Source organism: Aquabacterium sp. (assembly GCF_044226965.1).
Taxonomy (GTDB): Bacteria; Pseudomonadota; Gammaproteobacteria; order Burkholderiales; family Burkholderiaceae_C; genus Pseudaquabacterium.
Genome location: NZ_JBGAGA010000013.1, coordinates 1 through 19,394, shown reverse-complemented (window position 1 = coordinate 19,394; position 19,394 = coordinate 1). Strand labels below are relative to the sequence as shown.

Sequence of the window (19,394 nt, the reverse complement as noted above, 5' to 3'; positions counted from 1 at the left end):
CCTGACACTGCCACCATGAAATTCGTCGACGAAGCCACCATCGATGTCGCGGCCGGCAACGGCGGGGCCGGTTGCGTCAGCTTCCGGCGCGAGAAGTTCATTCCGTTCGGCGGGCCCAATGGCGGCGACGGAGGCAAGGGCGGCAGCGTGTACGCGGTGGCCGATCGCAACCTCAACACGCTGATCGACTTCCGATACGCGCGCCGCCACGAAGCGCGCAATGGCGAGCCTGGCCGCGGCTCGGACCAGTTCGGTGCGGCGGCCGACGACATCCTGCTGCGCATGCCGGTGGGCACGATCATCAAGGACTTCGAGACCGACCAGGTGATCGCCGAGCTGCTGGTACCGGACGAGCCGGTGATGCTGGCCAAGGGCGGCGACGGCGGCTTCGGCAACCTGCACTTCAAGAGCAGCACGAACCGTGCGCCGCGACAGAAGACGCCCGGCTGGCCGGGCGAGCAAAAGAAGCTGAAGCTCGAGCTGCGCGTGCTGGCCGATGTCGGACTGCTGGGCATGCCGAATGCCGGCAAGTCCACCTTGATCTCCGCGATCTCGAATGCCCGGCCCAAGATTGCAGACTACCCGTTCACGACCCTGCACCCGAACCTTGGCGTCGTACGTGCCGGCCCCGAGCGCAGCTTCGTCGTGGCCGACATCCCGGGCCTGATCGAGGGGGCCTCCGAAGGTGCCGGCCTCGGTCATCAGTTCCTGCGCCACCTGCAGCGCACTCGGCTGTTGCTGCACCTAGTGGACCTGGCGCCCTTCGATGATGCGGTCGATCCGGTGGCGCAGGCCAAGGCCATCGTCAAGGAACTCCGCAAGTACGACGAAGCGCTGTACCAGAAGCCTCGCTGGCTGGTGCTGAACAAGCTGGACATGGTGCCGGCTGAAGAGCGCGCCGCGCGAGTGAAGGACTTCGTCAAGCGATTGCGCTGGAAGGGGCCGGTGTTCGAGATCTCTGCGCTCGCGCGCGATGGCCTCGATCCCATGGTTCAGGCGATCTACGAGCATGTGGCGGCCCAGAAGGCGGCGCCGCCACCGGAAGTGGATCCGCGTTTCGACGCCGAGGCGGGAGTCGCCGATGGCTGAAGTGGTGAAGCACGCGCGCCGCATCGTCGTCAAGGTCGGCTCGAGCCTGGTCACCAACGAGGGCAAGGGCATCGACGCCGAGGCGGTGGGCAACTGGTCGCGCCAGCTGTCCGCGCTGGCGGGCCAGGGCCGTGAGCTCGTGATGGTTTCCAGCGGCGCCATTGCCGAAGGCATGAAGCGCCTGGGCTGGGCCTCGCGCCCCACCGAGCTGCACGAGCTGCAGGCCGCTGCGGCTGTGGGCCAGATGGGCCTGGCGCAGATGTACGAGACCCAGTTGTCGCGCCATGGCATGCGCAGCGCGCAGGTGCTGCTGACCCATGCCGACCTGGCCGATCGCGAACGCTACCTGAACGCGCGCTCGACCTTGCTGACGTTGCTGGACCTGCAGGTGATCCCGGTGATCAACGAGAACGACACCGTGGTCAACGACGAGATCAAGTTCGGCGACAACGACACGCTGGGCGCCTTGGTCGCCAACCTGGTCGAAGCCGACCTGCTGGTGATCCTGACGGATCAGCGCGGCCTGTACTCGGCCGATCCGCGCAAGGATCCGGCGGCGCGGTTCATCGAGGAGGCCCTGGCTGGCGATCCCGCGCTGGAACAGATGGCGGGCGGCGCCGGATCGTCGATCGGCAAGGGCGGCATGATCACCAAGGTGCTCGCGGCCAAGCGAGCGGCGCGCAGCGGCGCGTCGACGGTGATTGCCTGGGGCCGCGAGCCCGATGTGCTGCTGCGCCTGGCGGCTGGCGAACCAATCGGCACCGCGCTGGTCGCCGGCACCGCGAAGGTGGCCGCGCGCAAGCAGTGGATGGCCGACCACCTGCAATTGCGCGGCGCGGTCACGGTCGATGATGGGGCGGCGATCAAGCTGCGCGATGAAGGCAAGAGCCTGCTGCCGATCGGCGTCATCGAGGTCGAGGGTGAATTCCACCGCGGCGACGTCATCGCGGTGCGCTCCTCGGCCGGCGTTGAGATTGCACGCGGCCTGGCGAACTACTCGTCGGCCGAGGCACGATTGATCGCGCGCAAGCCTTCGTCACAGATTGCCGGCCTGCTCGGCTTCGTCAACGAGAACGAACTGATCCACCGCGACAACCTGGTGCTGTCCGCGGCGGCCTGAGCGCAGGTTCAGTCGTCTTCCAGCTCGGCCTTGGCCATCTCCACGTCGAGCCGTTCCATCGCATCTGCAGCTTCGCATTCGGCGGCCTGGGCATACAGCTTCTCGGCCTCCTTCATGCGTTTGTCGCCTTCGAGCATCACCAGCCCGTTGGCGTACTCGACCATCGCGATCGCCGAGCCCGGGTTCAACTTCAGCGCCTGCTGGTAGAGCTTGAGCCCGGTGGCGGCGTCCGCGCCCTGGGTCTTGCCCAGCAGCTTGCCGACCTTGTCGATCACCTCGGCATGGAAGGCGCCGAGCGCGATGTGGGCATCCGCGTGCTTCGGCGCGAGCTTGATCGTGGTCTCGAGCGCCGCTTTCACCTTGCCACCCAGGCCCTGGGCCAGGGCCTTGGCCACGCTGATGCCCTGGCTGTAGCGGCCCAGTGCGTAGGCCATCCAGTAGTGCGCGTTGGGATTCTTGGGGTCCTCGGCGGCCTGCGCTTCGGCGCGCTCGGCCACCTCCTGGAACATCGCGAGCTTGGTCTTCTCGCTCTTCTCCAGGTAGTTCGCATAGATGGCCTGCGCCTTGTTTGCAACCGTGATGCCGGCGCCGCCTGCCTTCAGGCCGGCCTCGCAGGCCTTCTGGAATTCCCCGGCGTGGAACAGGCTCCAGGCGGCCAACACCTTCTCGTCCTTCGGCAACGGCTCGGCGTCGCCCGCATGCAGCCGTGCCCATTGCTTCTTGAGGGCGGCGGCGTCGTACTGGTAGTCGCCGTTGTCATAGGGAAATGCGGTCCACTTGGCCATGCCGGTGTCTCCTCGTCGGGTGGGAATCAGGTGTTGCCGTTGCGGTAGGCGCCGGCAATCTCGAACAGGTGCTCACGGGCCTGTGGGTCGAGGTAGGGCATCAACAGGCTCAGCACATGGTAGGCACCGCGTGACAGGGCCGCCGAGGCGCTTTCGGGCTCCAGGGCCTTGCGCGGGTCGCGCACGTACTCGTAGCTCAGCCAGTAGGTCAGCACGACGACCATGGCATTCGCCGCCGCATCGGATTCGCGCGGGTCGATCTTCAGCTTGCGGCCGCGCGTCAGGCCATCGAGCACCGCCTGCACCGCGCGGGACTTGTTCTTCAGCACGAACTGGAAGTGCGTCTCCAGCCGGCGGTTCTTGCTGAGCAGGTCATTCAAGTCGCGGTACAGGAAGCGGTACTGCCACACCAGCTCGAACATCATGTGGAAGAACAGCCACGCGTCTTCGACGTTGCCAACGTTGTCCGCCGCGTGCAGCAACTCGGACAGCGAGCGTTCGTAGCGATCGAACAGCGCGTTGATCAGCTCGTCCTTGGCAGGGTAGTGGTAGTAGAGGTTGCCGGGGCTGATGCCCAGTTCGGCCGAGATCAGCGTGGTGCTGACGTTGGGCTCGCCAAAACGGTTGAACAGGTCGAGCGTCACCTCGAGGATGCGTTCAGCCGTGCGGCGGGGCTTCTTGGGCGGGGCTTGCATGGGTGCGAAAGGGCTCGCGGGAATCTAGCATCAAGCCCGCCTGCAGGAACCGAGCGCTCTCCCTACAATCCCGCGCCATCCCGCCTTCCAGCGTACCTTGCCGTCCCTGATGCCCGCCGTCTGTTTTCAAGAGGTCGAGAAGACCTATGTCGGGCCGCGCGGCCGCTTCCAGGCGCTGGCCGGTGTCAGTTTCGAGATCCAGCAGGGCGAGTTCTTCGGCCTGCTCGGGCCCAACGGCGCCGGCAAGACCACCTTGATCAGCATCCTCGCCGGCCTCACCCGGGCCAGCCAGGGCCGGGTCACCGTGATGGGCCACGACGTGCGGGAGGACTATGCGCAAGCCCGCAAGTCGCTCGGCATCGTGCCGCAGGAACTGGTGTTCGACCCCTTCTTCAGCGTGCGCGAGACGCTGCGCATCCAGAGCGGCTACTTCGGCGTGCAGCACAACGACGCGTGGATCGATGAGCTGCTCGAGAACCTGGGCCTGGCCGACAAGGCTGGTGCCAACATGCGGCAGCTCTCGGGGGGCATGAAGCGCCGCGTGCTGGTGGCGCAGGCGCTGGTGCACCGGCCGCCGGTCATCGTGCTGGACGAGCCGACAGCCGGGGTCGACGTCGAACTGCGGCAGACGCTGTGGGCCTTCATCGCGCGCCTGAACCGCGAAGGCCACACGGTGCTGCTGACCACGCATTACCTCGAGGAGGCCGAGGCGCTGTGCCACCGTATCGGCATGCTCAAGCAGGGCCGGCTGGTGGCGCTGGATCGTACCGCGGACCTGCTGCGCGGCATGGCGAGCACGATGCTGCGTTTCAAGACCGACCAGGCGCTGCCGCCGGCCCTCGCGTCGCAGGCGCGCGTCACCGGTCGCATCGTGCAGCTGAAGGCGCATGACGCCGCCGAGGTCGAGCAGTTGCTGGCCGCGCTGCGCGCCGCCGGCGTGCAGGTCGAAGACCTGGAGATCGGCCGCGCCGACCTGGAGGACGTGTTCCTCGACATCATGCAGTCCCCGGCCCACGCGGAGGTGGCCGCATGAAGCTCGCCGGCGCCCGCACGCTGTTCTACAAGGAATTGCTGCGCTTCTGGAAGGTGGCGTTCCAGACCGTCGCCGCACCGGTGCTCACCGCGGTGATGTACCTGCTGATCTTCGGCCACGTGCTCGAAGACCGCGTGCAGGTGTTCCAGGGCGTGGGCTACACCAGCTTCCTGATTCCCGGCCTGGTGATGATGAGCGTGCTGCAGAACAGCTTCGCCAACAGTTCGTCCAGCCTGATCCAGAGCAAGATCACCGGCAACCTGGTGTTCCTGCTGGTCACGCCGCTGTCGCACTGGGCCTGGTTCGCGGCCTATGTCGGCGCCTCGGTCGTGCGTGGGCTGGCGGTGGGCTGCGGCGTGTTCCTCGTCACCGTGTGGTTCGCGCCACCCTCGTTCGCCGAGCCGTGGTGGATCCTGGTGTTCGCCGCGCTGGGCGCCGGCATGCTGGGCTCGCTGGGCCTGATCGCCGGCTTGTGGGCCGAGAAGTTCGATCAGATGGCCGCGTTCCAGAACTTCATCATCATGCCGATGACCTTCCTGTCCGGCGTGTTCTATTCTGTCAAGTCGCTGCCCACCGTGTGGCAGGCGGTGAGCCACCTGAACCCGTTCTTCTACATGATCGACGGCTTCCGGCGCGGCTTCTTCGGGCACAGCGACGTGTCACCGTGGCTGAGCCTGGCCATCGTTGGCACGAGCTTCCTGCTCGTCTCGGGGCTGGCAGTGCGGCTGCTCGCCATCGGCTACAAGCTGCGTCAATAGCGTTTGCGATAATCCGGGCCATCATGTCCGAACCCAGCGCCGCCGACGTCCGCAGCTTCATCGCCGCGGGCCTGCCTTGTGAACACCTCGAGGTGGAGGGCGACGGCCGACATTTCTTCGCCACCATCGTGTCGGCCGACTTCGTCGGCAAGAGCCGCGTTGCGCGCCACCAGCGTGTGTATGCCGCGTTGGGCGATCGCATGCGCGAGCAGATCCATGCGCTGTCGATGAAGACCCTGACGCCCACCGAATGGGCGGCCGCGCCGCATCAACCCAGCCACTGAGACCCGGCGCCGCGTGGCTGCCCTGGCAGCCTGGAAGCCACGTGACGCGGCACCGACCACCGGCACCGAAACCGAGCGAGAGGATCGCATGAGCGCAGGCTTGTTGACCCTGGCCCTGTCCAAGGGCCGCATCTTCGACGAAACATTGCCGCTGCTGGGCGCCGCAGGGATCGCGGTGACCGAGGACCCCGAGAAGAGCCGCAAGCTGATCCTGCCGACCAACCGACCGGACGTGCGGGTGGTGCTGGTGCGCGCCACCGATGTGCCGACCTATGTCGAGCAAGGCGGTGCCGACCTGGGCGTGGCCGGGCTCGACGTGCTGCTGGAACATGGCGGCGCCAGCCTGTACCAGCCGCTGGACCTGGGCATCGCCCGCTGCCGCATGAGCGTGGCCACGCGCGCCGACTTCGACTACGCCGCCGCGGTGAAGCAGGGTTCGCGCATCCGCGTGGCCACGAAGTACACGCAGCTCGCGCGCCAGCACTTCGCCGACAAGGGCGTGCACGTCGACCTGATCAAGCTCTATGGCTCGATGGAGCTGGCACCGCTGACCGGCCTGGCCGATGCCATCGTCGACCTGGTGTCCACCGGCAGCACCCTGGCCGCCAACAACCTGGTCGAGGTCGAGCGCATCCTCGACATCAGCTCGCGGCTGGTGGTCAACCAGGCCGCGCTGAAGTTGAAGCGCGAGCCGATCCGCCAGCTGATCGACGCGTTCTCCCGCGCCACGCAACCCGCCTGATCGCCCATCCTGACTGCCCGCCATGTCTGCCGTCAACATCCGCCAGCTCAGCACCGCCGCCGCCGACTTCGACGCCGAGTTCACGCGCGTGCTGCACTGGTCGGCCGAAACGGACGAGGCGATCGAGCAGCGTGTCGCCGAGATCCTGGCCGACGTGCGTGCGCGTGGCGATGCCGCGGTGCTCGACTACACCGCGCGCTTCGATGGCCTGCCGGCCAGCAGCATGCAGCAGCTGGAGCTGACCCGCGACGAGCTGCGTGCCGCGCTCGATGCCATCACCCCCGCGCAGCGCAGCGCGCTGCAGGCCGCCGCCGAACGCGTGCGGGCCTATCACGAGCGTCAGCTGCAGGCCTGCGGCCTGAGCTGGCAGTACCGCGACGCCGACGGCACCTTGCTGGGCCAGAAGGTCACGCCGCTCGACCGCGTCGGCATCTACGTGCCGGGCGGCAAGGCAGCCTATCCCTCGTCGGTGCTGATGAACGCGCTGCCGGCGCAGGTGGCCGGCGTCGGCGAGATCGTGATGGTCGTGCCCACGCCGCGCGGCGAGAAGAACGCGCTGGTGCTGGCCGCGGCCTACGTGGCCGGCGTGACACGCGCCTTCACCGTCGGCGGTGCGCAGGCGGTGGCTGCCCTGGCTTATGGCACCGCGACGATCCCGCGCGTCGACAAGATCACCGGCCCCGGCAATGCCTACGTCGCGTCGGCCAAGCGCCGCGTGTTCGGCCAGGTCGGCATCGACATGATCGCCGGCCCGAGCGAGATCCTCGTGCTGGCCGATGGCAGCACGCCGGCGGACTGGGTGGCGATGGACCTGTTCAGCCAGGCCGAGCATGACGAGCTGGCGCAGAGCATCCTGCTGAGCCCCGATGCCGGCTACATCGCCGCGGTGAAGGAGGCCATCGACCGCCTGCTGCCCGGCATGCCGCGCCATGCCGTGATCCGCGCCTCGCTCGAAGGCCGTGGCGCGCTGATCCATACGCGCTCGATGGACGAAGCCTGCGAGATCAGCAACCGCATCGCGCCCGAGCACCTGGAAGTGAGCTCGCGCGAGCCCGCGCGCTGGGAGCCGCTTCTGCGCCATGCCGGCGCCATCTTCCTCGGCGCCTACACCAGCGAGAGCCTGGGCGACTACTGCGCCGGGCCGAACCACGTGCTGCCGACCTCGGGCACCGCGCGCTTCAGCTCGCCGCTGGGCGTCTACGACTTCCAGAAGCGCAGCAGCCTGATCGAGGTCAGCGCAGCCGGTGCGCGCCAGCTAGGGCCGATCGCGGCGGAACTGGCCTACGGCGAAGGTCTGCAGGCCCATGCCCGCGCCGCGGAATTGCGCCTGCCGTCGCGCTGACACCCCGGCACCTCCACCCAACGACATCTGCCATGAGCGACCTCGCCGCCTGCATGAGCCGCACGATCCGCAGCGACATCCAGGGCATGCACGCCTATGCGGTGCAGCCCAGTGCCGGCCTGGTCAAGCTGGACACGATGGAGAACCCCTACCGCCTGCCGCCGGCCTTGCAGCAGGCGCTGGGCGAACGGCTGGGCCGCATCGCGATCAACCGCTACCCGGCCGAGCGCACCGACGACCTGCGCGCCGCGCTGGCCGCGCATGCCGGCATGCCGGCCGATTGCGCGCTCACGCTGGGCAATGGGTCGGACGAGCTGATCACGATGCTCAGCATGGCCTGCGACGTGCCGGGCGCGGTGTTCATGGCACCGCTGCCGGGCTTCGTGATGTACGGCCTGTCGGCGGCATTGCAGGGCATCCGGTTCGTCGGGGTGCCGCTGACGTCCGACTTCGAACTCGACGAGGCGGCGATGCTCGCCGCGATCGAGCAGCACCGGCCCACGCTGCTGTACCTGGCTTATCCGAACAACCCCACCGCGAACCTGTGGGACGACGCGGTGATCGATCGTCTCGTCGAGGCCATGGGCCATGTCAACGGCCTGGTGGTGATGGACGAGGCCTACCAGCCCTTCGCGGCCCGCGATTCGATGCCGAGGCTGCGGCGCTTCCCGCATGTGCTGCTGATGCGCACGATGAGCAAGTTCGGCCTGGCCGGCGTGCGCATCGGCTACCTGATCGGCCAGCGTGAACTGATCGGCGAGATCGACAAGCTGCGCCCGCCGTTCAATGTCAGCGTGCTGAATGCAGAGGCCGGGCTGTTCGCGCTCGAGCATGTGGACGAATACGCGCGCCAGGCCGCGGCGATCCGCAGCGAACGCGACAGGCTGTTCACCCAGCTGCAGCAATTGCCGGGCGTGCGCCCATACCCGAGCCAGGCCAACATGATCCTGGCCCGCGTGCCCGATGCGGCGAAGGCCTTTGCCGGCATGAAGCAGCGTGGCGTGCTGGTGAAGAACGTCTCGGCGCTGCACCCGCTGCTGGCCAACTGCCTGCGCTTGACGATTGGCACGCCGGACGAGAATCCGCAGATGATCGAGGCCTTGCGCGCTTCGTTGTGAAAGAGCAGAGACCCACCATGGACCGCATTGCCGACGTCCGGCGCGACACCAAGGAAACGCAGATCCGCGTGCGCCTGAACCTCGATGGCACCGGGCAGGCCAGGCTGGCCACCGGCATCGGGTTCTTCGACCACATGCTCGATCAGGTGGCGCGTCATGGCCTGATCGACCTGGACATCGAAGCCCAGGGCGACCTGCACATCGACGGCCACCACACGGTGGAAGACGTCGGCATCACGCTCGGCATGGCGGTGGCGCAGGCGGTGGGTGACAAGAAAGGCCTCACCCGCTACGGTCATGCCTACGTGCCGCTGGACGAGGCGCTGTCGCGGGTGGTGGTCGACTTCTCCGGCCGCCCCGGCCTGCACCTGGACATCCCGTTCAAGGCCGGCATGGTCGGCGCGTTCGACACCCAGCTGACCTACGAATTCTTCCAAGGCTTCGTGAACCACGCCCTGGTGACCCTGCACGTCGACAACCTGAAGGGCGCTAACGCCCACCACCAGGCCGAGACCGTGTTCAAGGCCTTCGGCCGTGCGCTGCGCATGGCGCTGACGCTCGACCCGCGCTCGGCCGGCGTGATCCCCTCGACCAAGGGGAGCCTCTGACCATGGCACGCACCGTTGCGGTGGTCGACTACGGCATGGGCAACCTGCGCTCGGTGTCGCAGGCGGTGCAGCACGTGGCGGCCGCATCCGGCTACGAGGTCGTCGTCACCCAACGGCCGGAGGAAGTGATGGCGGCCGAGCGCGTCGTGCTGCCGGGCCAGGGCGCAATCCGCGACTGCATGCGCGAGCTGCACGACTCGGGCCTGAAGGACGCGGTGCTCGATGCCGCGGCACGCAAGCCGCTGATGGGCGTGTGCGTCGGCATGCAGATGCTGCTGGACCACAGCGACGAGCAGGACACGCAGGGCCTGGGCCTGATTCCCGGCAATGTCGAGCGCTTCCGGCTCGAAGGTCGGCTGCAGCCCGATGGCAGTCGCTTCAAGGTGCCGCAGATGGGCTGGAACCAGGTCTACCAGACCGTGCACGACGGCGCGGTGCACCCCATCTGGCAGGGCGTGCCCGATGGCAGCTACTTCTATTTCGTACACAGCTACTTCGTGCGGCCGTCACTGGCGCGCCACAGCGCCGGCGAGACCGACTATGGCGGCCGCTTTACCTGCGCCGTGGCGCGGGATAACATTTTTGCCACCCAGTTCCACCCCGAGAAGAGCGCGGCCCACGGCCTGAGCCTGTATCGGAACTTCCTTGCCTGGAAGCCCTGAGCACGCGCATCGACGGCCTGAGCGCGCCGACACCCCAGCCGGCCCCTTCCTTTTCCAGCACCGCCCACCAGCCATGCTGCTGATTCCAGCGATCGATCTCAAAGACGGCAAGTGCGTGCGCCTCCAGCAAGGCGACATGAATGCCTCCACCACCTTCGGCGAGGATCCGGCTGCGATGGCGCGGCGATGGGTCGACGCCGGCGCCAGGCGCCTCCACCTGGTGGACCTGAACGGTGCGTTTGCCGGCAAGCCGGTCAACGAGGCGGCGATCAAGGCCATCCTGGCCGAGGTCGGCGACGAGATCCCGGTGCAACTGGGCGGTGGCATCCGCGATCTCGACACCATCGAGCGCTACCTCGACGACGGGCTGAGCTTCGTCATCATCGGCACCGCGGCGGTCAAGAACCCCGGCTTCCTGAAGGACGCCTGCAGCGCCTTCGGCGGGCACATCATCGTCGGGCTCGATGCCAAGGACGGCAAGGTCGCCACCGATGGCTGGAGCAAGCTCACCGGCCATGAGGTCGTCGATCTGGCGAAGAAGTTCGAGGACTATGGCGTCGAAGGCGTGATCTACACCGACATCGGCCGTGACGGCATGCTCACCGGCATCAACATCGAGGCCACGGTGAAGCTCGCGCAGGCCCTGTCGATTCCGGTGATCGCATCGGGCGGGCTGTCGAACATCGCCGACATCGAACGCCTGTGCGCGGTGGAAAGGGAAGGCGTCGAAGGCGTGATCTGCGGCCGCTCGATCTACACCGGCGCACTCGACTTCGCGGCCGCCCAGCAGCGCGCGGACGAACTCGGCAGCTGAGCATGCTGGCCAAACGCATCATTCCCTGCCTCGACGTGACCGGTGGCCGCGTCGTCAAAGGCGTCAACTTCGTCGAGCTGCGCGATGCCGGCGACCCGGTGGAGATCGCCGCGCGCTACAACGAGCAGGGCGCCGACGAGCTGACCTTCCTGGACATCACCGCCACCAGCGACGGTCGCGACCTGATCCTGCACATCATCGAGGCGGTGGCCTCGCAGGTCTTCATTCCGCTGACCGTGGGCGGCGGTGTGCGCACGGTGGAAGACGTGCGCCGCCTGCTCAATGCCGGCGCCGACAAGGTGAGCTTCAATTCCGCCGCGGTGGCCAATCCGCAGGTGATCCGCGACGCCTCGGGCAAGTACGGGGCGCAGGCCATCGTCGTGGCGATCGACGCCAAGGCGCGGGCCGATGGCCAGGGCTGGGAGGTCTACACCCATGGCGGACGCAAGAACACGGGGCTCGATGCGGTCGCCTGGGCGCGGCAGATGGCCGAGCATGGCGCCGGCGAGATCCTGCTGACGAGCATGGACCGCGACGGCACCAAGATCGGCTTCGACCTGGCGCTCACGCGGGCGGTCAGCGACGCCGTGCCCGTGCCGGTGATTGCCTCTGGCGGCGTCGGCGCGCTCGAGCACCTGGCCGAAGGCATCCAGATCGGCGGGGCCGATGCGGTGCTGGCGGCCAGCATCTTCCACTACGGCGAGTTCAGCGTCGGCCAGGCCAAGGCCCTGCTCGCCAGCCGCGGCATTCCGGTGCGGCCTTGACCGCGCCAAGGCGCAGCCGCGTCGCGCCGCCGCATGAGGTGCGGCTGATCGGCGGGCAGTGGAAGCGCAGCAAGCTGCCGGTGGCGGACAAGCCGGGCCTGCGGCCCACCCCGGACCGCGTGCGCGAGACGCTGTTCAACTGGCTCGGCCAGGACCTCACCGGCTGGCGCTGCCTGGACGCCTTCGCCGGCAGCGGCGCACTGGGCTTCGAGGCCGGTTCGCGCGGTGCCGCCGAGGTGGTGATGATCGAGCGCGATGCCGAGCTGGTGCGCAGCCTGCGCATGAGCCAGGCGCGCTTGAAGGCGTCTGCGCTGTGCATCGAAGCTGCCGATGCGCTGGCCTGGATGGGGCGCTGCGCGCCGGACCGGTTCGAGCTCGTGCTGCTCGATCCGCCCTTCGATGCCGGCCTTGCGGTGCCGGCCTTGACCGCCGCGCAGCCGCTCGTCGTGCCGGGCGGCTTCCTGTACCTGGAGTGCGGCGAAGCCTTGACCGAAGCGCCGCCGGGATTCGAGCTCTGGCGCGCCGGCCGCGCCGGCCAGGTGGCTTTCCACTTGCTGCGGCGCAGCAGCTAAACTCGCCGCCAGCCGACGAGGAGCGCTGAGTGCTGGACCACCCCAAGCCGCTGATTGCCGTCTATCCGGGCACCTTCGACCCGATGACACTGGGCCATGAAGACCTGATGCGCCGGGCCTCGCGGCTGTTCGACAAGCTCATCCTCGCGGTGGCCGCCGGCCACCACAAGCGCACGATGTTCACGATCGCCGAGCGGCTGGAAATCGCCAGCGAGATCGCGCTGCCCTACCGCAATGTCGAGGTCGTCGCCTTCCGCGGCCTGCTGCGCGACTTCGTCGTCGCCAACAAGGGCCAGGTCGTGGTGCGCGGGCTGCGCGCGGTCAGCGACTTCGAGTACGAGTTCCAGATGGCCGGTATGAACCGCCAGCTGATGCCCGATGTCGAGACGCTGTTCCTGACGCCTTCGGACCAGTTCCAGTTCGTCAGCGGCACCTTCGTGCGCGAGATTGCCACCTTGGGCGGTGATGTCTCGAAGTTCGTGGCACCGTCGGTGCTCAACCGTTTGAAGGAGCGCGTGGCCAACAACCCGGAGGCCTGACGCGCGTTGCCACCATGGCTTTGATGATCACGGACGACTGCATCAACTGCGACGTCTGCGAACCCGAGTGCCCGAACCAGGCGATTTCGCTGGGCGAAGAGATCTACGAGATCGACCCGAAGAAGTGCACCGAATGCGTCGGCCACTTCGACGAGCCGCAGTGCGTGCAGGTCTGCCCGGTGGCCTGCATCCCGGTGAACCCGCAGCACATCGAGACGCGCGACGAGCTCTGGGCCAAGTACCGGCTGCTGGTGGCGCCTAACGCGTCATAGGATCGGCCGACGGCCGGTGCTTCCCGTGCTTCTTCTTCGGCTTGGCGCTCTTGGGCGCCGAGGCCTTGGGAGCGGGCGTGTGGGGGCCGAGGTTGCCGGCCGCGGCCGGGACGATGGACTTCTCGCGCTGCACCCGTTCGGCCGTCATCCTGTCGGCCAGCTGACGCTCACGTTGCGCGGTATCCCGTGCGGCCTGCTGCTGGGCCTCGCTGCGCGGGTCGGCCACTGCCACCGGCTTGCCGCTGGCGCACGGGGTGCTGGAGTAGCTGCGACCGTCCGGGCCGCAGCGGTAGACCGTGTCGGTGCTCGCTGACTGGGCCATTGCGTTGCCCAGCGCCAGCCACCCGGCGCAGAGGGCGGCGAGGGCCGCGCGTGGTGGTCGATTCAAGGCGTCTCCTCCGCTGGCTTGTTCGCCGGCGGCGCCTTGGGCCGCGGCGGCTTGGCATGGATCTTCATCATCGCCCGGTCCATCGGCCCTTCGAGCAGCAGCGGCAGCGCTTCGATGGATTGCGCGATGCACTGCAGGATCGCCTCGCGATGCTCGGGCGCCGGCTTGCGCAGCACCCAGTTGGCCACTTCGGCCCGTACCCCCGGGTGGCCGATGCCGATGCGCAGGCGCCAGAACTCGGCCGTGCCCAACTGGGCCTGGATGTCCTTCAGGCCGTTGTGGCCGGCCACGCCGCCGCCCTGCTTGATCTTCATCTGCCCGGGCAGCAGGTCCAGTTCGTCGTGGATCACGAGGATCTGCGCCGGCTCGATCTTGAAGAAGCGCGCCAGCGCGCTGACCGACTTGCCCGAGAGGTTCATGTAGGTCTGCGGCTGCAGCAACCACACCGGGCCGTCGAGACCCGGTGGATTCACGCGCCCGACGATGCCGTGGTAGGCCCGGTCGTAGGCCAGCCGCGCACCGAGCTTGTCGGCCGCGGCGTCGATCCACCAGAAGCCCGCGTTGTGACGGGTGCCCTCGTATTCAGCGCCCGGATTGCCCAGGCCGACCAGCAAGCGAATCATTCGTGCCCGCCCGGCCGCCCGAAGGGCACGAAGCCCCCCTCGGGGGGCGCGAACAGAGTGAGCTGGGGGCTGATCATGATGGGATTATCCGGGCGGCAGGTGTCGCAAGGCCCTGCGCGCCCCCTCGATCAAGGCCTGGCCGATGCGGTCCAGCGCGCCGGCGCGCAGCGCGGGCGGCTCGGGCGCGTCGTCCGCGCGCAGCCGCCACTGGTGCCAGTGCAGCAGCACGTCGACAAACACCTCGGGGAACAGCGCCTGCAACTGGCCCGCGGCGAGCCAGGGGGCGGCCATTTGCTCCGGCATCACGCCGATGCCCCAGCCCATCACCGCGGCGCGCACGTGCGCCTCGGTCGAGGGCACGTAACGTTCCACCAGGTGCGGGCCGCGCAGCCCGAAGGCCAGGCCGACCCACAGCGCATGCATGTCGTCCTTGCGGTTGAACACCAGCCATGGCACCTGCGCGAAATTGCCCCGGTTCAGGCCCTGCGGCAGCTGGCGCTGGCAGAACGCCGGGCTGGCGACCGCGATGTAGCGCATCGCGCCCAGGGGCTCGACGCTGCAGCCGCGCAGCGCTTCGGCCACCGTGCTGACGCAGCCGAGCACCGCGCCTTCGCGCAGCCAGTCGTGCGTGAAGTCCTGGTCGTCGACGATCAGCTCCAGCCCATAGCCCTCCCGATGACCGGCCTGCACCACCGGATCGAGCGAGGGCAGCACCCAGGTGGCCAGGCTGTCGGCATTCACCGCGATGGGCAGGCGTTCGTCCTGGCCGAGCGTGGCGCCCAGTTCGTGGGACAGGTCCGCACGCATGGCCTGCATCTGCCGCGCATAGCGCAGCATCACCTTGCCCGCCGGGGTCAGCCGCAGCGGGCGAGAGCGAACGACGAGCAGGCGCCCCAGGCTGGTCTCCAGTGCGCGCAGCCGCTGTGACACCGCCGACTGCGTGATCGACAGCAGCTGCGCCGCGCGGTCGAAGCTGCCGCCGTCGGCCAACGCGGCCAGGCACTCGAGCGCGGCGGGGTCGAAGGCGTGCATCCCGTGAATGGAGGGGGCGAATCAGTGGCGCTAATGTAGTCGCACATCTCGCGATGCAGCTTCGTGGCGCGGCGTCGCGTTTTGACAATCGCGCCCAGTTTCAACGAGGAGCCCAGGAGGCATTCACCATGCGCATCGCAGTCCCCAAGGAAATCAAGAACCACGAGTACCGCGTCGGCCTGACGCCGGCCGCCGCGCGCGAGCTGGTCGCTCATGGCCACGAGGTGTGGATTCAGGCCGGCGCCGGCGCGGCCATCGGCCTGCCGGACGAGCAATACCTGGCCGCCGGGGCGAAGCTGGCGGCCGATGCGCAGGAGGTTTTTGCCCGCGGCGAGATGATCATCAAGGTCAAGGAGCCGCAGCCCGGCGAGATCGCGATGCTGCGCGAGGGCCAGCTGCTGTACACCTACCTGCACCTGGCGCCCGATCCGGCACAGACGGCCGGGCTGGTGAAGTCGGGCGCCGTCTGCGTGGCCTACGAGACGGTCACCGGTCCTGGCGGCGGCCTGCCGCTGCTGGCACCGATGAGCGAGGTGGCGGGCCGCATGGCGGTACAGGCCGGCGCGGCGCATCTGGAAAAGTCCAAGGGCGGTCGTGGCGTGCTGCTGGGCGGCGTGCCAGGCGTGGAGGCCGCGCAGGTGGTGATCCTCGGCGGCGGCGTGGTCGGCACGCACGCGTTGCAGATGGCGGTGGGCATGGGCGCACGCGTCACGGTGCTGGACAAGAACGTCGACCGGCTGCGGCAACTGGACCTGGTGTTCGGCAACCGCATCCACACGCTGTACTCCACCGCCCACAGCGTCGAGGAATCGGTGCTGGCGGCCGATCTGGTGATCGGTGGCGTGCTGATCCCCGGTGCCGCGGCCCCGAAGCTGGTGACGCGCGAGATGGTGTCGCGCATGCGGCCCGGCGCGGTCGTGGTGGACGTGGCCATCGACCAGGGGGGGTGCTTCGAGACCTCGCATGCCACCACGCATGCGGAGCCGACCTTCGTCGTGGACGGGGTCGTGCACTACTGCGTGGCCAACATGCCCGGTGCCGTGGCCCGCACGTCGACGTTCGCATTGAACAACGCGACCTTGGGTCATGCGCTGGCGCTGGCCGGCAAGGGCTGGCGCAAGGCGTTGAAGGACGACGCGCACTTGCGCGCGGGCCTGAACGTCGCGCAGGGCCAGGTGACCTGCGCACCGGTGGCCGAGCAGCTGGGCTACCGCTATGTGCCGGCCGAGCAGCTGATTGCCTAGGCGCGATCCAGAGCGGCCAAGAAAAAGCCCCGCACGCGGCGGGGCCCTTCGCTTCGCGGGGCCTGTGTTGCAGGCCCGTCGAGACTCACTTCTTCTTGGCGTCCTTGGCCGGCGCGGCCTTGGCGGGCGCCTTGCCACCCTTGGCCGGGGCGGCCGGTGCGGCTGCAGCGGCTTCCGGCGCGGCTTCCTCTTCGGCCTTCGGCGCAGTGGCGGACACGATCACCGGGTTCAGGCTGCCGTGGCGCACCAGCTTGATGCCGGCGGGCAGCTTGATGTCGGTGGCGTGCAGCGACTGGCCCTTGGTCAGGCCGGCCAGGTCCACCTCGATGAACTCGGGCAGCTGGGTGGCCAGGCATTCCACTTCAATCTCGTTGGCGACGTGGCTGACCAGGCACTTGTCGGTCTTCACGGCCACCGAATTCTCTTCGCCGTGGAAGTGCAGCGGCACCTTCTTGTGCAGGCGGGTGGTGTCGTCCACGCGCTGGAAGTCGACGTGCAGCACTTGCTGCTTGAAGGCATGCATCTGGAAGTCGCGCAGCAGCACCTTCTGCGTGGCGCCGGCCAGATCCATCTCGAGGATCGAGGAATGGAAGGCTTCCTTCTTCAGCGCGAAGTACAGCGCGTTGTGGTCGAGCTCGATCATCTTCGGCTCGCCGGCCCCGTAAACAATGCCCGGCACCTTGCCGGCAATGCGCAGGCGGCGGCTCGCTCCGGTCCCCTGCAGGTTGCGCTCGAAAGCGACGAATTTCATGGTGTGCTCCATGTGGGATGCCCGCGACCAGGCATCAAGGTAAAGGCGGCACGCAGGCCGCCGACAAATGCGAAACGGGCCGCAACGCGACCCGCTTCACTCAGAAGTTATTGTTCTGCTCCGCGAACAGCGAGGTCACCGACTCGCCATCGGAAATGCGGCGGATGGTCTCGGCGAACAGGAAGGCCACCGACAGCTGCCGGATCTTCTTGCAGGCCGCTGCCGGCTCGGACAGCGGAATGGTGTTGGTGATGACGACCTCATCGAGCTTGCTGCTGGCAATGCGCTCGATCGCCGGGCCCGAGAAGATCGGGTGCGTGCAATACGCGAAGACGCGCTTGGCGCCGCGCTCCTTGAGCACCTCGGCCGCCTTCACCAGCGTGCCGGCGGTGTCGATCATGTCGTCCATGATCACGCAGTTGCGCCCTTCGATCTCGCCGATGACATGCATCACCTCGGACACGTTGGCCTTCGGGCGGCGCTTGTCGATGATGGCGAGGTCCGAACCCAGCTGCTTGGCCAGCGCGCGTGCGCGCACCACGCCGCCGACGTCGGGCGACACGACCACGAGGTCGGGATAGGCCTTGCTCTTCAGGTCGGACAGCAGCACCGGGGAGGCGTAGATGTTGTCGACCGGGATGTCGAAGAAGCCCTGGATCTGGTCGGCGTGCAGGTCCATCGTCAGCACGCGCTCGACGCCGACGGTTTCCAGCAGGTTCGCGACGACCTTGGCGCTGATGGGCACGCGCATCGAACGCGGGCGGCGGTCCTGCCGGGCATAGCCGTAGTAGGGGATCACGGCGGTGATGCGGCGCGCGCTGGCGCGCTTCAACGCATCGACCATGATCAGCAGTTCCATCAGGTTCTCGTTCGTCGGCGCGCAGGTGGGCTGCACGACGAACACGTCACGGGCGCGAACGTTCTGCTGGATCTCGACGGTGACTTCGCCGTCGGAGAATCGGCCGACGCTGGCCTTGCCGACCTCCACGCCCAGGCTCTTGGCGATTTCCTGCGTCAGGCCAGGGTTGGCGTTGCCGGTGAACAGCACGGTGTTGAACAGCACGGCGCGCTCCGTGGGGGCTTTCAAGGCTGCTGGGAAGGGTGCGTATCAGATGTTTGGCAGGGGAGGAAGGACTCGAACCCTCGCATGTCGGAATCAAAATCCGATGCCTTAACCAACTTGGCGACTCCCCTACACAGGACCCGGCTCGCGCCGAACCCTTCAAACCTGTTCAGCCTGCCCAGCCAACCAGCGGATGCTGCGGCAAGCTGCGGCACATGCGACCGACCCAGTGAGCTGGCAGATCCTTCAACGGCTCCGTCATCTCAGTCGCCCCAGGCGGGTTGCCTGTGCCTACTCTCGCAAACACTGCACTGCCGGAGCCCGACATGCGGCTGTTGCCGAAGCGGGCTTCCAGCCAGCGGGCGACTTGCGTCACCTCGGGGCAGAGCTGTTCGGCCGGTGGCTGCAGGTCATTGCAACCGTACCCTTCGATCAACTTCTGCTGCAGCTGGGTGTCTGCGAGAAAGCCTGCGACTATAGCAGCTTCCGTATCGCGTCGCAGCAAGGGGCTGCGAAAAATTGAAGGCGTGGCAATCGATTCGGCCGGCTTGACCACGGCGAAGCGCTGCGCCGACAACGGCATCGGGTGCAAGAGCTCGCCGATGCCTTCGACGAATGCGTTGTGGCCGCCGACGAAGAACGGCACGTCGGCGCCCAGCGTCAGCGCGATGCGCAGCAGGTGCTCGCGCGGCCAGTGCAGGTCCCACAGGCGGTTCAGCGCCAGCAAGGTGCTGGCCGCATCCGAACTGCCGCCGCCCAGCCCCGCACCCCAGGGCACGGATTTGAGCAGCGAAATGTCGGCACCGAACCGGCAGCCACTTGCCGCCTGCAGTGCGCGCGCCGCGCGCAGGCTCAGGTCGTCCTCCGGCAAGGCGGCGCCCAGGTCGTGACGCTGCAGGCGACCGTCGGCGCGACGTTCGAAGTGCAGCGTGTCGCACCAGTCGATCAGCACGAACACCGACTGCAGCAGGTGATAGCCATCGGCACGGCGGCCGATCACGTGCAGGAAGAGATTCAGCTTGGCCGGCGCCGGCACCTCGTAGAGCGCGCGCAGGCTCACGAAGGGCTGTCCAGCTTCGCGCGCACCGTGACCACC

At 67.9% G+C, this 19,394-nt stretch carries 24 protein-coding genes and 1 tRNA gene; 16 read left to right on the top strand and 9 right to left on the bottom strand.

The genetic code is table 11. The features are described from left to right. The first annotated feature begins 15 nt into the window (after window positions 1-15). The gene (gene obgE / locus ACILR4_RS08150; RefSeq protein ID WP_395700344.1) at window positions 16-1,089 is read left to right on the top strand and encodes a GTPase ObgE; all 1,074 of its coding nucleotides are present in this window, start codon (window positions 16-18) and stop codon (window positions 1,087-1,089) included. Continuing rightward, complete coding sequence (gene proB, locus ACILR4_RS08145; RefSeq protein WP_395700343.1) at window positions 1,082-2,209, top strand: glutamate 5-kinase; 1,128 nt, start codon at window positions 1,082-1,084, stop codon at window positions 2,207-2,209. Before obgE ends, proB begins: the two co-directional genes overlap by 8 nt. An 8-nt stretch (window positions 2,210-2,217) precedes the next feature. Here the strand turns inward: proB and ACILR4_RS08140 are convergent, their stop codons facing one another. After that, a complete protein-coding gene (locus ACILR4_RS08140; RefSeq protein ID WP_395700342.1) occupies window positions 2,218-2,994 on the bottom strand; it encodes a hypothetical protein in 777 nt (258 codons plus the stop codon). 26 nt (window positions 2,995-3,020) lie between these two features. After that, window positions 3,021-3,689 (bottom strand): TetR/AcrR family transcriptional regulator, encoded by a 669-nt coding sequence (locus ACILR4_RS08135; protein ID WP_395700341.1) that lies wholly within the window; start codon window positions 3,687-3,689, stop codon window positions 3,021-3,023. 109 nt (window positions 3,690-3,798) lie between these two features. Here ACILR4_RS08135 and ACILR4_RS08130 point away from each other — a divergent pair, with 109 nt between their 5' ends. The 13 genes from ACILR4_RS08130 (at window position 3,799) to ACILR4_RS08070 (ending at window position 13,197) form a co-directional block, all read left to right on the top strand. Further along, window positions 3,799-4,722 carry an ABC transporter ATP-binding protein gene (locus ACILR4_RS08130; protein ID WP_395700340.1) on the top strand — a complete coding sequence of 308 codons (924 nt, stop codon included), beginning with the start codon at window positions 3,799-3,801 and terminating at the stop codon, window positions 4,720-4,722. After that, on the top strand, window positions 4,719-5,480 hold the full coding sequence (locus tag ACILR4_RS08125) for an ABC transporter permease (protein WP_395700339.1): 762 nt from the start codon (window positions 4,719-4,721) through the stop codon (window positions 5,478-5,480). Before ACILR4_RS08130 ends, ACILR4_RS08125 begins: the two co-directional genes overlap by 4 nt. A 23-nt stretch (window positions 5,481-5,503) precedes the next feature. Beyond that, a complete protein-coding gene (locus ACILR4_RS08120) occupies window positions 5,504-5,764 on the top strand; it encodes a BolA family protein (protein ID WP_395700338.1) in 261 nt (86 codons plus the stop codon). A 100-nt stretch (window positions 5,765-5,864) separates the two neighbouring features. Beyond that, window positions 5,865-6,506, top strand: a complete 642-nt coding sequence (hisG, locus tag ACILR4_RS08115) for an ATP phosphoribosyltransferase (protein WP_395700420.1) — start codon at window positions 5,865-5,867, stop codon at window positions 6,504-6,506. A 22-nt stretch (window positions 6,507-6,528) separates the two neighbouring features. After that, window positions 6,529-7,848 carry a histidinol dehydrogenase gene (hisD, locus tag ACILR4_RS08110; protein WP_395700337.1) on the top strand — a complete coding sequence of 440 codons (1,320 nt, stop codon included), beginning with the start codon at window positions 6,529-6,531 and terminating at the stop codon, window positions 7,846-7,848. A gap of 32 nt (window positions 7,849-7,880) precedes the next feature. Further along, window positions 7,881-8,966 (top strand): histidinol-phosphate transaminase, encoded by a 1,086-nt coding sequence (gene hisC / locus ACILR4_RS08105; RefSeq protein ID WP_395700336.1) that lies wholly within the window; start codon window positions 7,881-7,883, stop codon window positions 8,964-8,966. Between the two features lie 17 nt (window positions 8,967-8,983). Beyond that, window positions 8,984-9,574, top strand: coding sequence for an imidazoleglycerol-phosphate dehydratase HisB (gene hisB, locus ACILR4_RS08100; RefSeq protein ID WP_395700335.1), 591 nt, complete (start codon window positions 8,984-8,986; stop codon window positions 9,572-9,574). Window positions 9,575-9,576: 2 nt separating this feature from the next. After that, on the top strand, window positions 9,577-10,236 hold the full coding sequence (hisH, locus tag ACILR4_RS08095; protein WP_395700334.1) for an imidazole glycerol phosphate synthase subunit HisH: 660 nt from the start codon (window positions 9,577-9,579) through the stop codon (window positions 10,234-10,236). Between the two features lie 73 nt (window positions 10,237-10,309). Then, window positions 10,310-11,050, top strand: a complete 741-nt coding sequence (gene hisA, locus ACILR4_RS08090; protein WP_395700333.1) for a 1-(5-phosphoribosyl)-5-[(5-phosphoribosylamino)methylideneamino]imidazole-4-carboxamide isomerase — start codon at window positions 10,310-10,312, stop codon at window positions 11,048-11,050. Window positions 11,051-11,052: 2 nt separating this feature from the next. Continuing rightward, window positions 11,053-11,814 (top strand): imidazole glycerol phosphate synthase subunit HisF, encoded by a 762-nt coding sequence (gene hisF / locus ACILR4_RS08085; RefSeq protein WP_395700332.1) that lies wholly within the window; start codon window positions 11,053-11,055, stop codon window positions 11,812-11,814. Next, on the top strand, window positions 11,811-12,386 hold the full coding sequence (rsmD, locus tag ACILR4_RS08080; protein WP_395700331.1) for a 16S rRNA (guanine(966)-N(2))-methyltransferase RsmD: 576 nt from the start codon (window positions 11,811-11,813) through the stop codon (window positions 12,384-12,386). The genes hisF and rsmD overlap by 4 nt, the downstream gene beginning before the upstream one ends. 32 nt (window positions 12,387-12,418) lie before the next feature. Beyond that, window positions 12,419-12,925 carry a pantetheine-phosphate adenylyltransferase gene (gene coaD, locus ACILR4_RS08075; RefSeq protein WP_395700419.1) on the top strand — a complete coding sequence of 169 codons (507 nt, stop codon included), beginning with the start codon at window positions 12,419-12,421 and terminating at the stop codon, window positions 12,923-12,925. 14 nt (window positions 12,926-12,939) lie between these two features. After that, window positions 12,940-13,197: a YfhL family 4Fe-4S dicluster ferredoxin gene (locus tag ACILR4_RS08070; RefSeq protein WP_395700330.1), complete on the top strand. Its 258-nt coding sequence runs from the start codon at window positions 12,940-12,942 to the stop codon at window positions 13,195-13,197. Here the strand turns inward: ACILR4_RS08070 and ACILR4_RS08065 are convergent. The 3 genes from ACILR4_RS08065 to ACILR4_RS08055 all read right to left on the bottom strand — a co-directional run bounded on the left by ACILR4_RS08065 (window position 13,184) and on the right by ACILR4_RS08055 (window position 15,240). Continuing rightward, window positions 13,184-13,519, bottom strand: a complete 336-nt coding sequence (locus ACILR4_RS08065; RefSeq protein WP_395700329.1) for a hypothetical protein — start codon at window positions 13,517-13,519, stop codon at window positions 13,184-13,186. The genes ACILR4_RS08070 and ACILR4_RS08065 overlap by 14 nt on opposite strands. A gap of 62 nt (window positions 13,520-13,581) precedes the next feature. Continuing rightward, complete coding sequence (gene pth, locus ACILR4_RS08060; RefSeq protein ID WP_395700328.1) at window positions 13,582-14,208, bottom strand: aminoacyl-tRNA hydrolase; 627 nt, start codon at window positions 14,206-14,208, stop codon at window positions 13,582-13,584. Between the two features lie 84 nt (window positions 14,209-14,292). Further along, entirely contained in the window at window positions 14,293-15,240 is a 948-nt protein-coding gene (locus ACILR4_RS08055) for a LysR family transcriptional regulator ArgP (protein ID WP_395700327.1), read from the bottom strand. A 128-nt stretch (window positions 15,241-15,368) separates the two neighbouring features. Here ACILR4_RS08055 and ald point away from each other — a divergent pair, with 128 nt between their 5' ends. After that, complete coding sequence (gene ald / locus ACILR4_RS08050; protein ID WP_395700326.1) at window positions 15,369-16,484, top strand: alanine dehydrogenase; 1,116 nt, start codon at window positions 15,369-15,371, stop codon at window positions 16,482-16,484. Between the two features lie 85 nt (window positions 16,485-16,569). Here ald and ACILR4_RS08045 read toward each other — a convergent pair whose 3' ends face one another. The 4 genes from ACILR4_RS08045 to ispE form a co-directional block, all read right to left on the bottom strand. Then, a complete protein-coding gene (locus ACILR4_RS08045; protein ID WP_395700325.1) occupies window positions 16,570-17,235 on the bottom strand; it encodes a 50S ribosomal protein L25/general stress protein Ctc in 666 nt (221 codons plus the stop codon). A gap of 100 nt (window positions 17,236-17,335) precedes the next feature. Continuing rightward, window positions 17,336-18,298: a ribose-phosphate pyrophosphokinase gene (locus tag ACILR4_RS08040; RefSeq protein WP_395700418.1), complete on the bottom strand. Its 963-nt coding sequence runs from the start codon at window positions 18,296-18,298 to the stop codon at window positions 17,336-17,338. A 54-nt stretch (window positions 18,299-18,352) separates the two neighbouring features. Then, window positions 18,353-18,429 (bottom strand) — tRNA-Gln (locus ACILR4_RS08035). Window positions 18,430-18,467: 38 nt separating this feature from the next. Further along, on the bottom strand, window positions 18,468-19,358 hold the full coding sequence (gene ispE, locus ACILR4_RS08030) for a 4-(cytidine 5'-diphospho)-2-C-methyl-D-erythritol kinase (RefSeq protein ID WP_395700417.1): 891 nt from the start codon (window positions 19,356-19,358) through the stop codon (window positions 18,468-18,470). Between the last annotated feature and the right edge of the window lie 36 nt (window positions 19,359-19,394).

Bases quoted from the DNA above. Each gene is read 5' to 3' on its own strand.
- hisA (WP_395700333.1), top strand. From the start codon at position 10,310: ATGCTGCTGATTCCAGCGATCGATCTCAAAGACGGCAAGTGCGTGCGC.
- ACILR4_RS08045 (WP_395700325.1), bottom strand. From the start codon at position 17,235: ATGAAATTCGTCGCTTTCGAGCGCAACCTGCAGGGGACCGGAGCGAGC.
- ald (WP_395700326.1), top strand. From the start codon at position 15,369: ATGCGCATCGCAGTCCCCAAGGAAATCAAGAACCACGAGTACCGCGTC.
- ACILR4_RS08120 (WP_395700338.1), top strand. From the start codon at position 5,504: ATGTCCGAACCCAGCGCCGCCGACGTCCGCAGCTTCATCGCCGCGGGC.
- hisC (WP_395700336.1), top strand. From the start codon at position 7,881: ATGAGCGACCTCGCCGCCTGCATGAGCCGCACGATCCGCAGCGACATC.
- hisF (WP_395700332.1), top strand. From the start codon at position 11,053: ATGCTGGCCAAACGCATCATTCCCTGCCTCGACGTGACCGGTGGCCGC.
- ACILR4_RS08070 (WP_395700330.1), top strand. From the start codon at position 12,940: ATGGCTTTGATGATCACGGACGACTGCATCAACTGCGACGTCTGCGAA.
- ACILR4_RS08140 (WP_395700342.1), bottom strand. From the start codon at position 2,994: ATGGCCAAGTGGACCGCATTTCCCTATGACAACGGCGACTACCAGTAC.
- hisD (WP_395700337.1), top strand. From the start codon at position 6,529: ATGTCTGCCGTCAACATCCGCCAGCTCAGCACCGCCGCCGCCGACTTC.
- proB (WP_395700343.1), top strand. From the start codon at position 1,082: ATGGCTGAAGTGGTGAAGCACGCGCGCCGCATCGTCGTCAAGGTCGGC.
- hisB (WP_395700335.1), top strand. From the start codon at position 8,984: ATGGACCGCATTGCCGACGTCCGGCGCGACACCAAGGAAACGCAGATC.
- ACILR4_RS08130 (WP_395700340.1), top strand. From the start codon at position 3,799: ATGCCCGCCGTCTGTTTTCAAGAGGTCGAGAAGACCTATGTCGGGCCG.
- ACILR4_RS08135 (WP_395700341.1), bottom strand. From the start codon at position 3,689: ATGCAAGCCCCGCCCAAGAAGCCCCGCCGCACGGCTGAACGCATCCTC.
- pth (WP_395700328.1), bottom strand. From the start codon at position 14,208: ATGATTCGCTTGCTGGTCGGCCTGGGCAATCCGGGCGCTGAATACGAG.
- obgE (WP_395700344.1), top strand. From the start codon at position 16: ATGAAATTCGTCGACGAAGCCACCATCGATGTCGCGGCCGGCAACGGC.
- hisH (WP_395700334.1), top strand. From the start codon at position 9,577: ATGGCACGCACCGTTGCGGTGGTCGACTACGGCATGGGCAACCTGCGC.
- ACILR4_RS08055 (WP_395700327.1), bottom strand. From the start codon at position 15,240: ATGCACGCCTTCGACCCCGCCGCGCTCGAGTGCCTGGCCGCGTTGGCC.
- ACILR4_RS08125 (WP_395700339.1), top strand. From the start codon at position 4,719: ATGAAGCTCGCCGGCGCCCGCACGCTGTTCTACAAGGAATTGCTGCGC.
- ACILR4_RS08065 (WP_395700329.1), bottom strand. From the start codon at position 13,519: ATGGCCCAGTCAGCGAGCACCGACACGGTCTACCGCTGCGGCCCGGAC.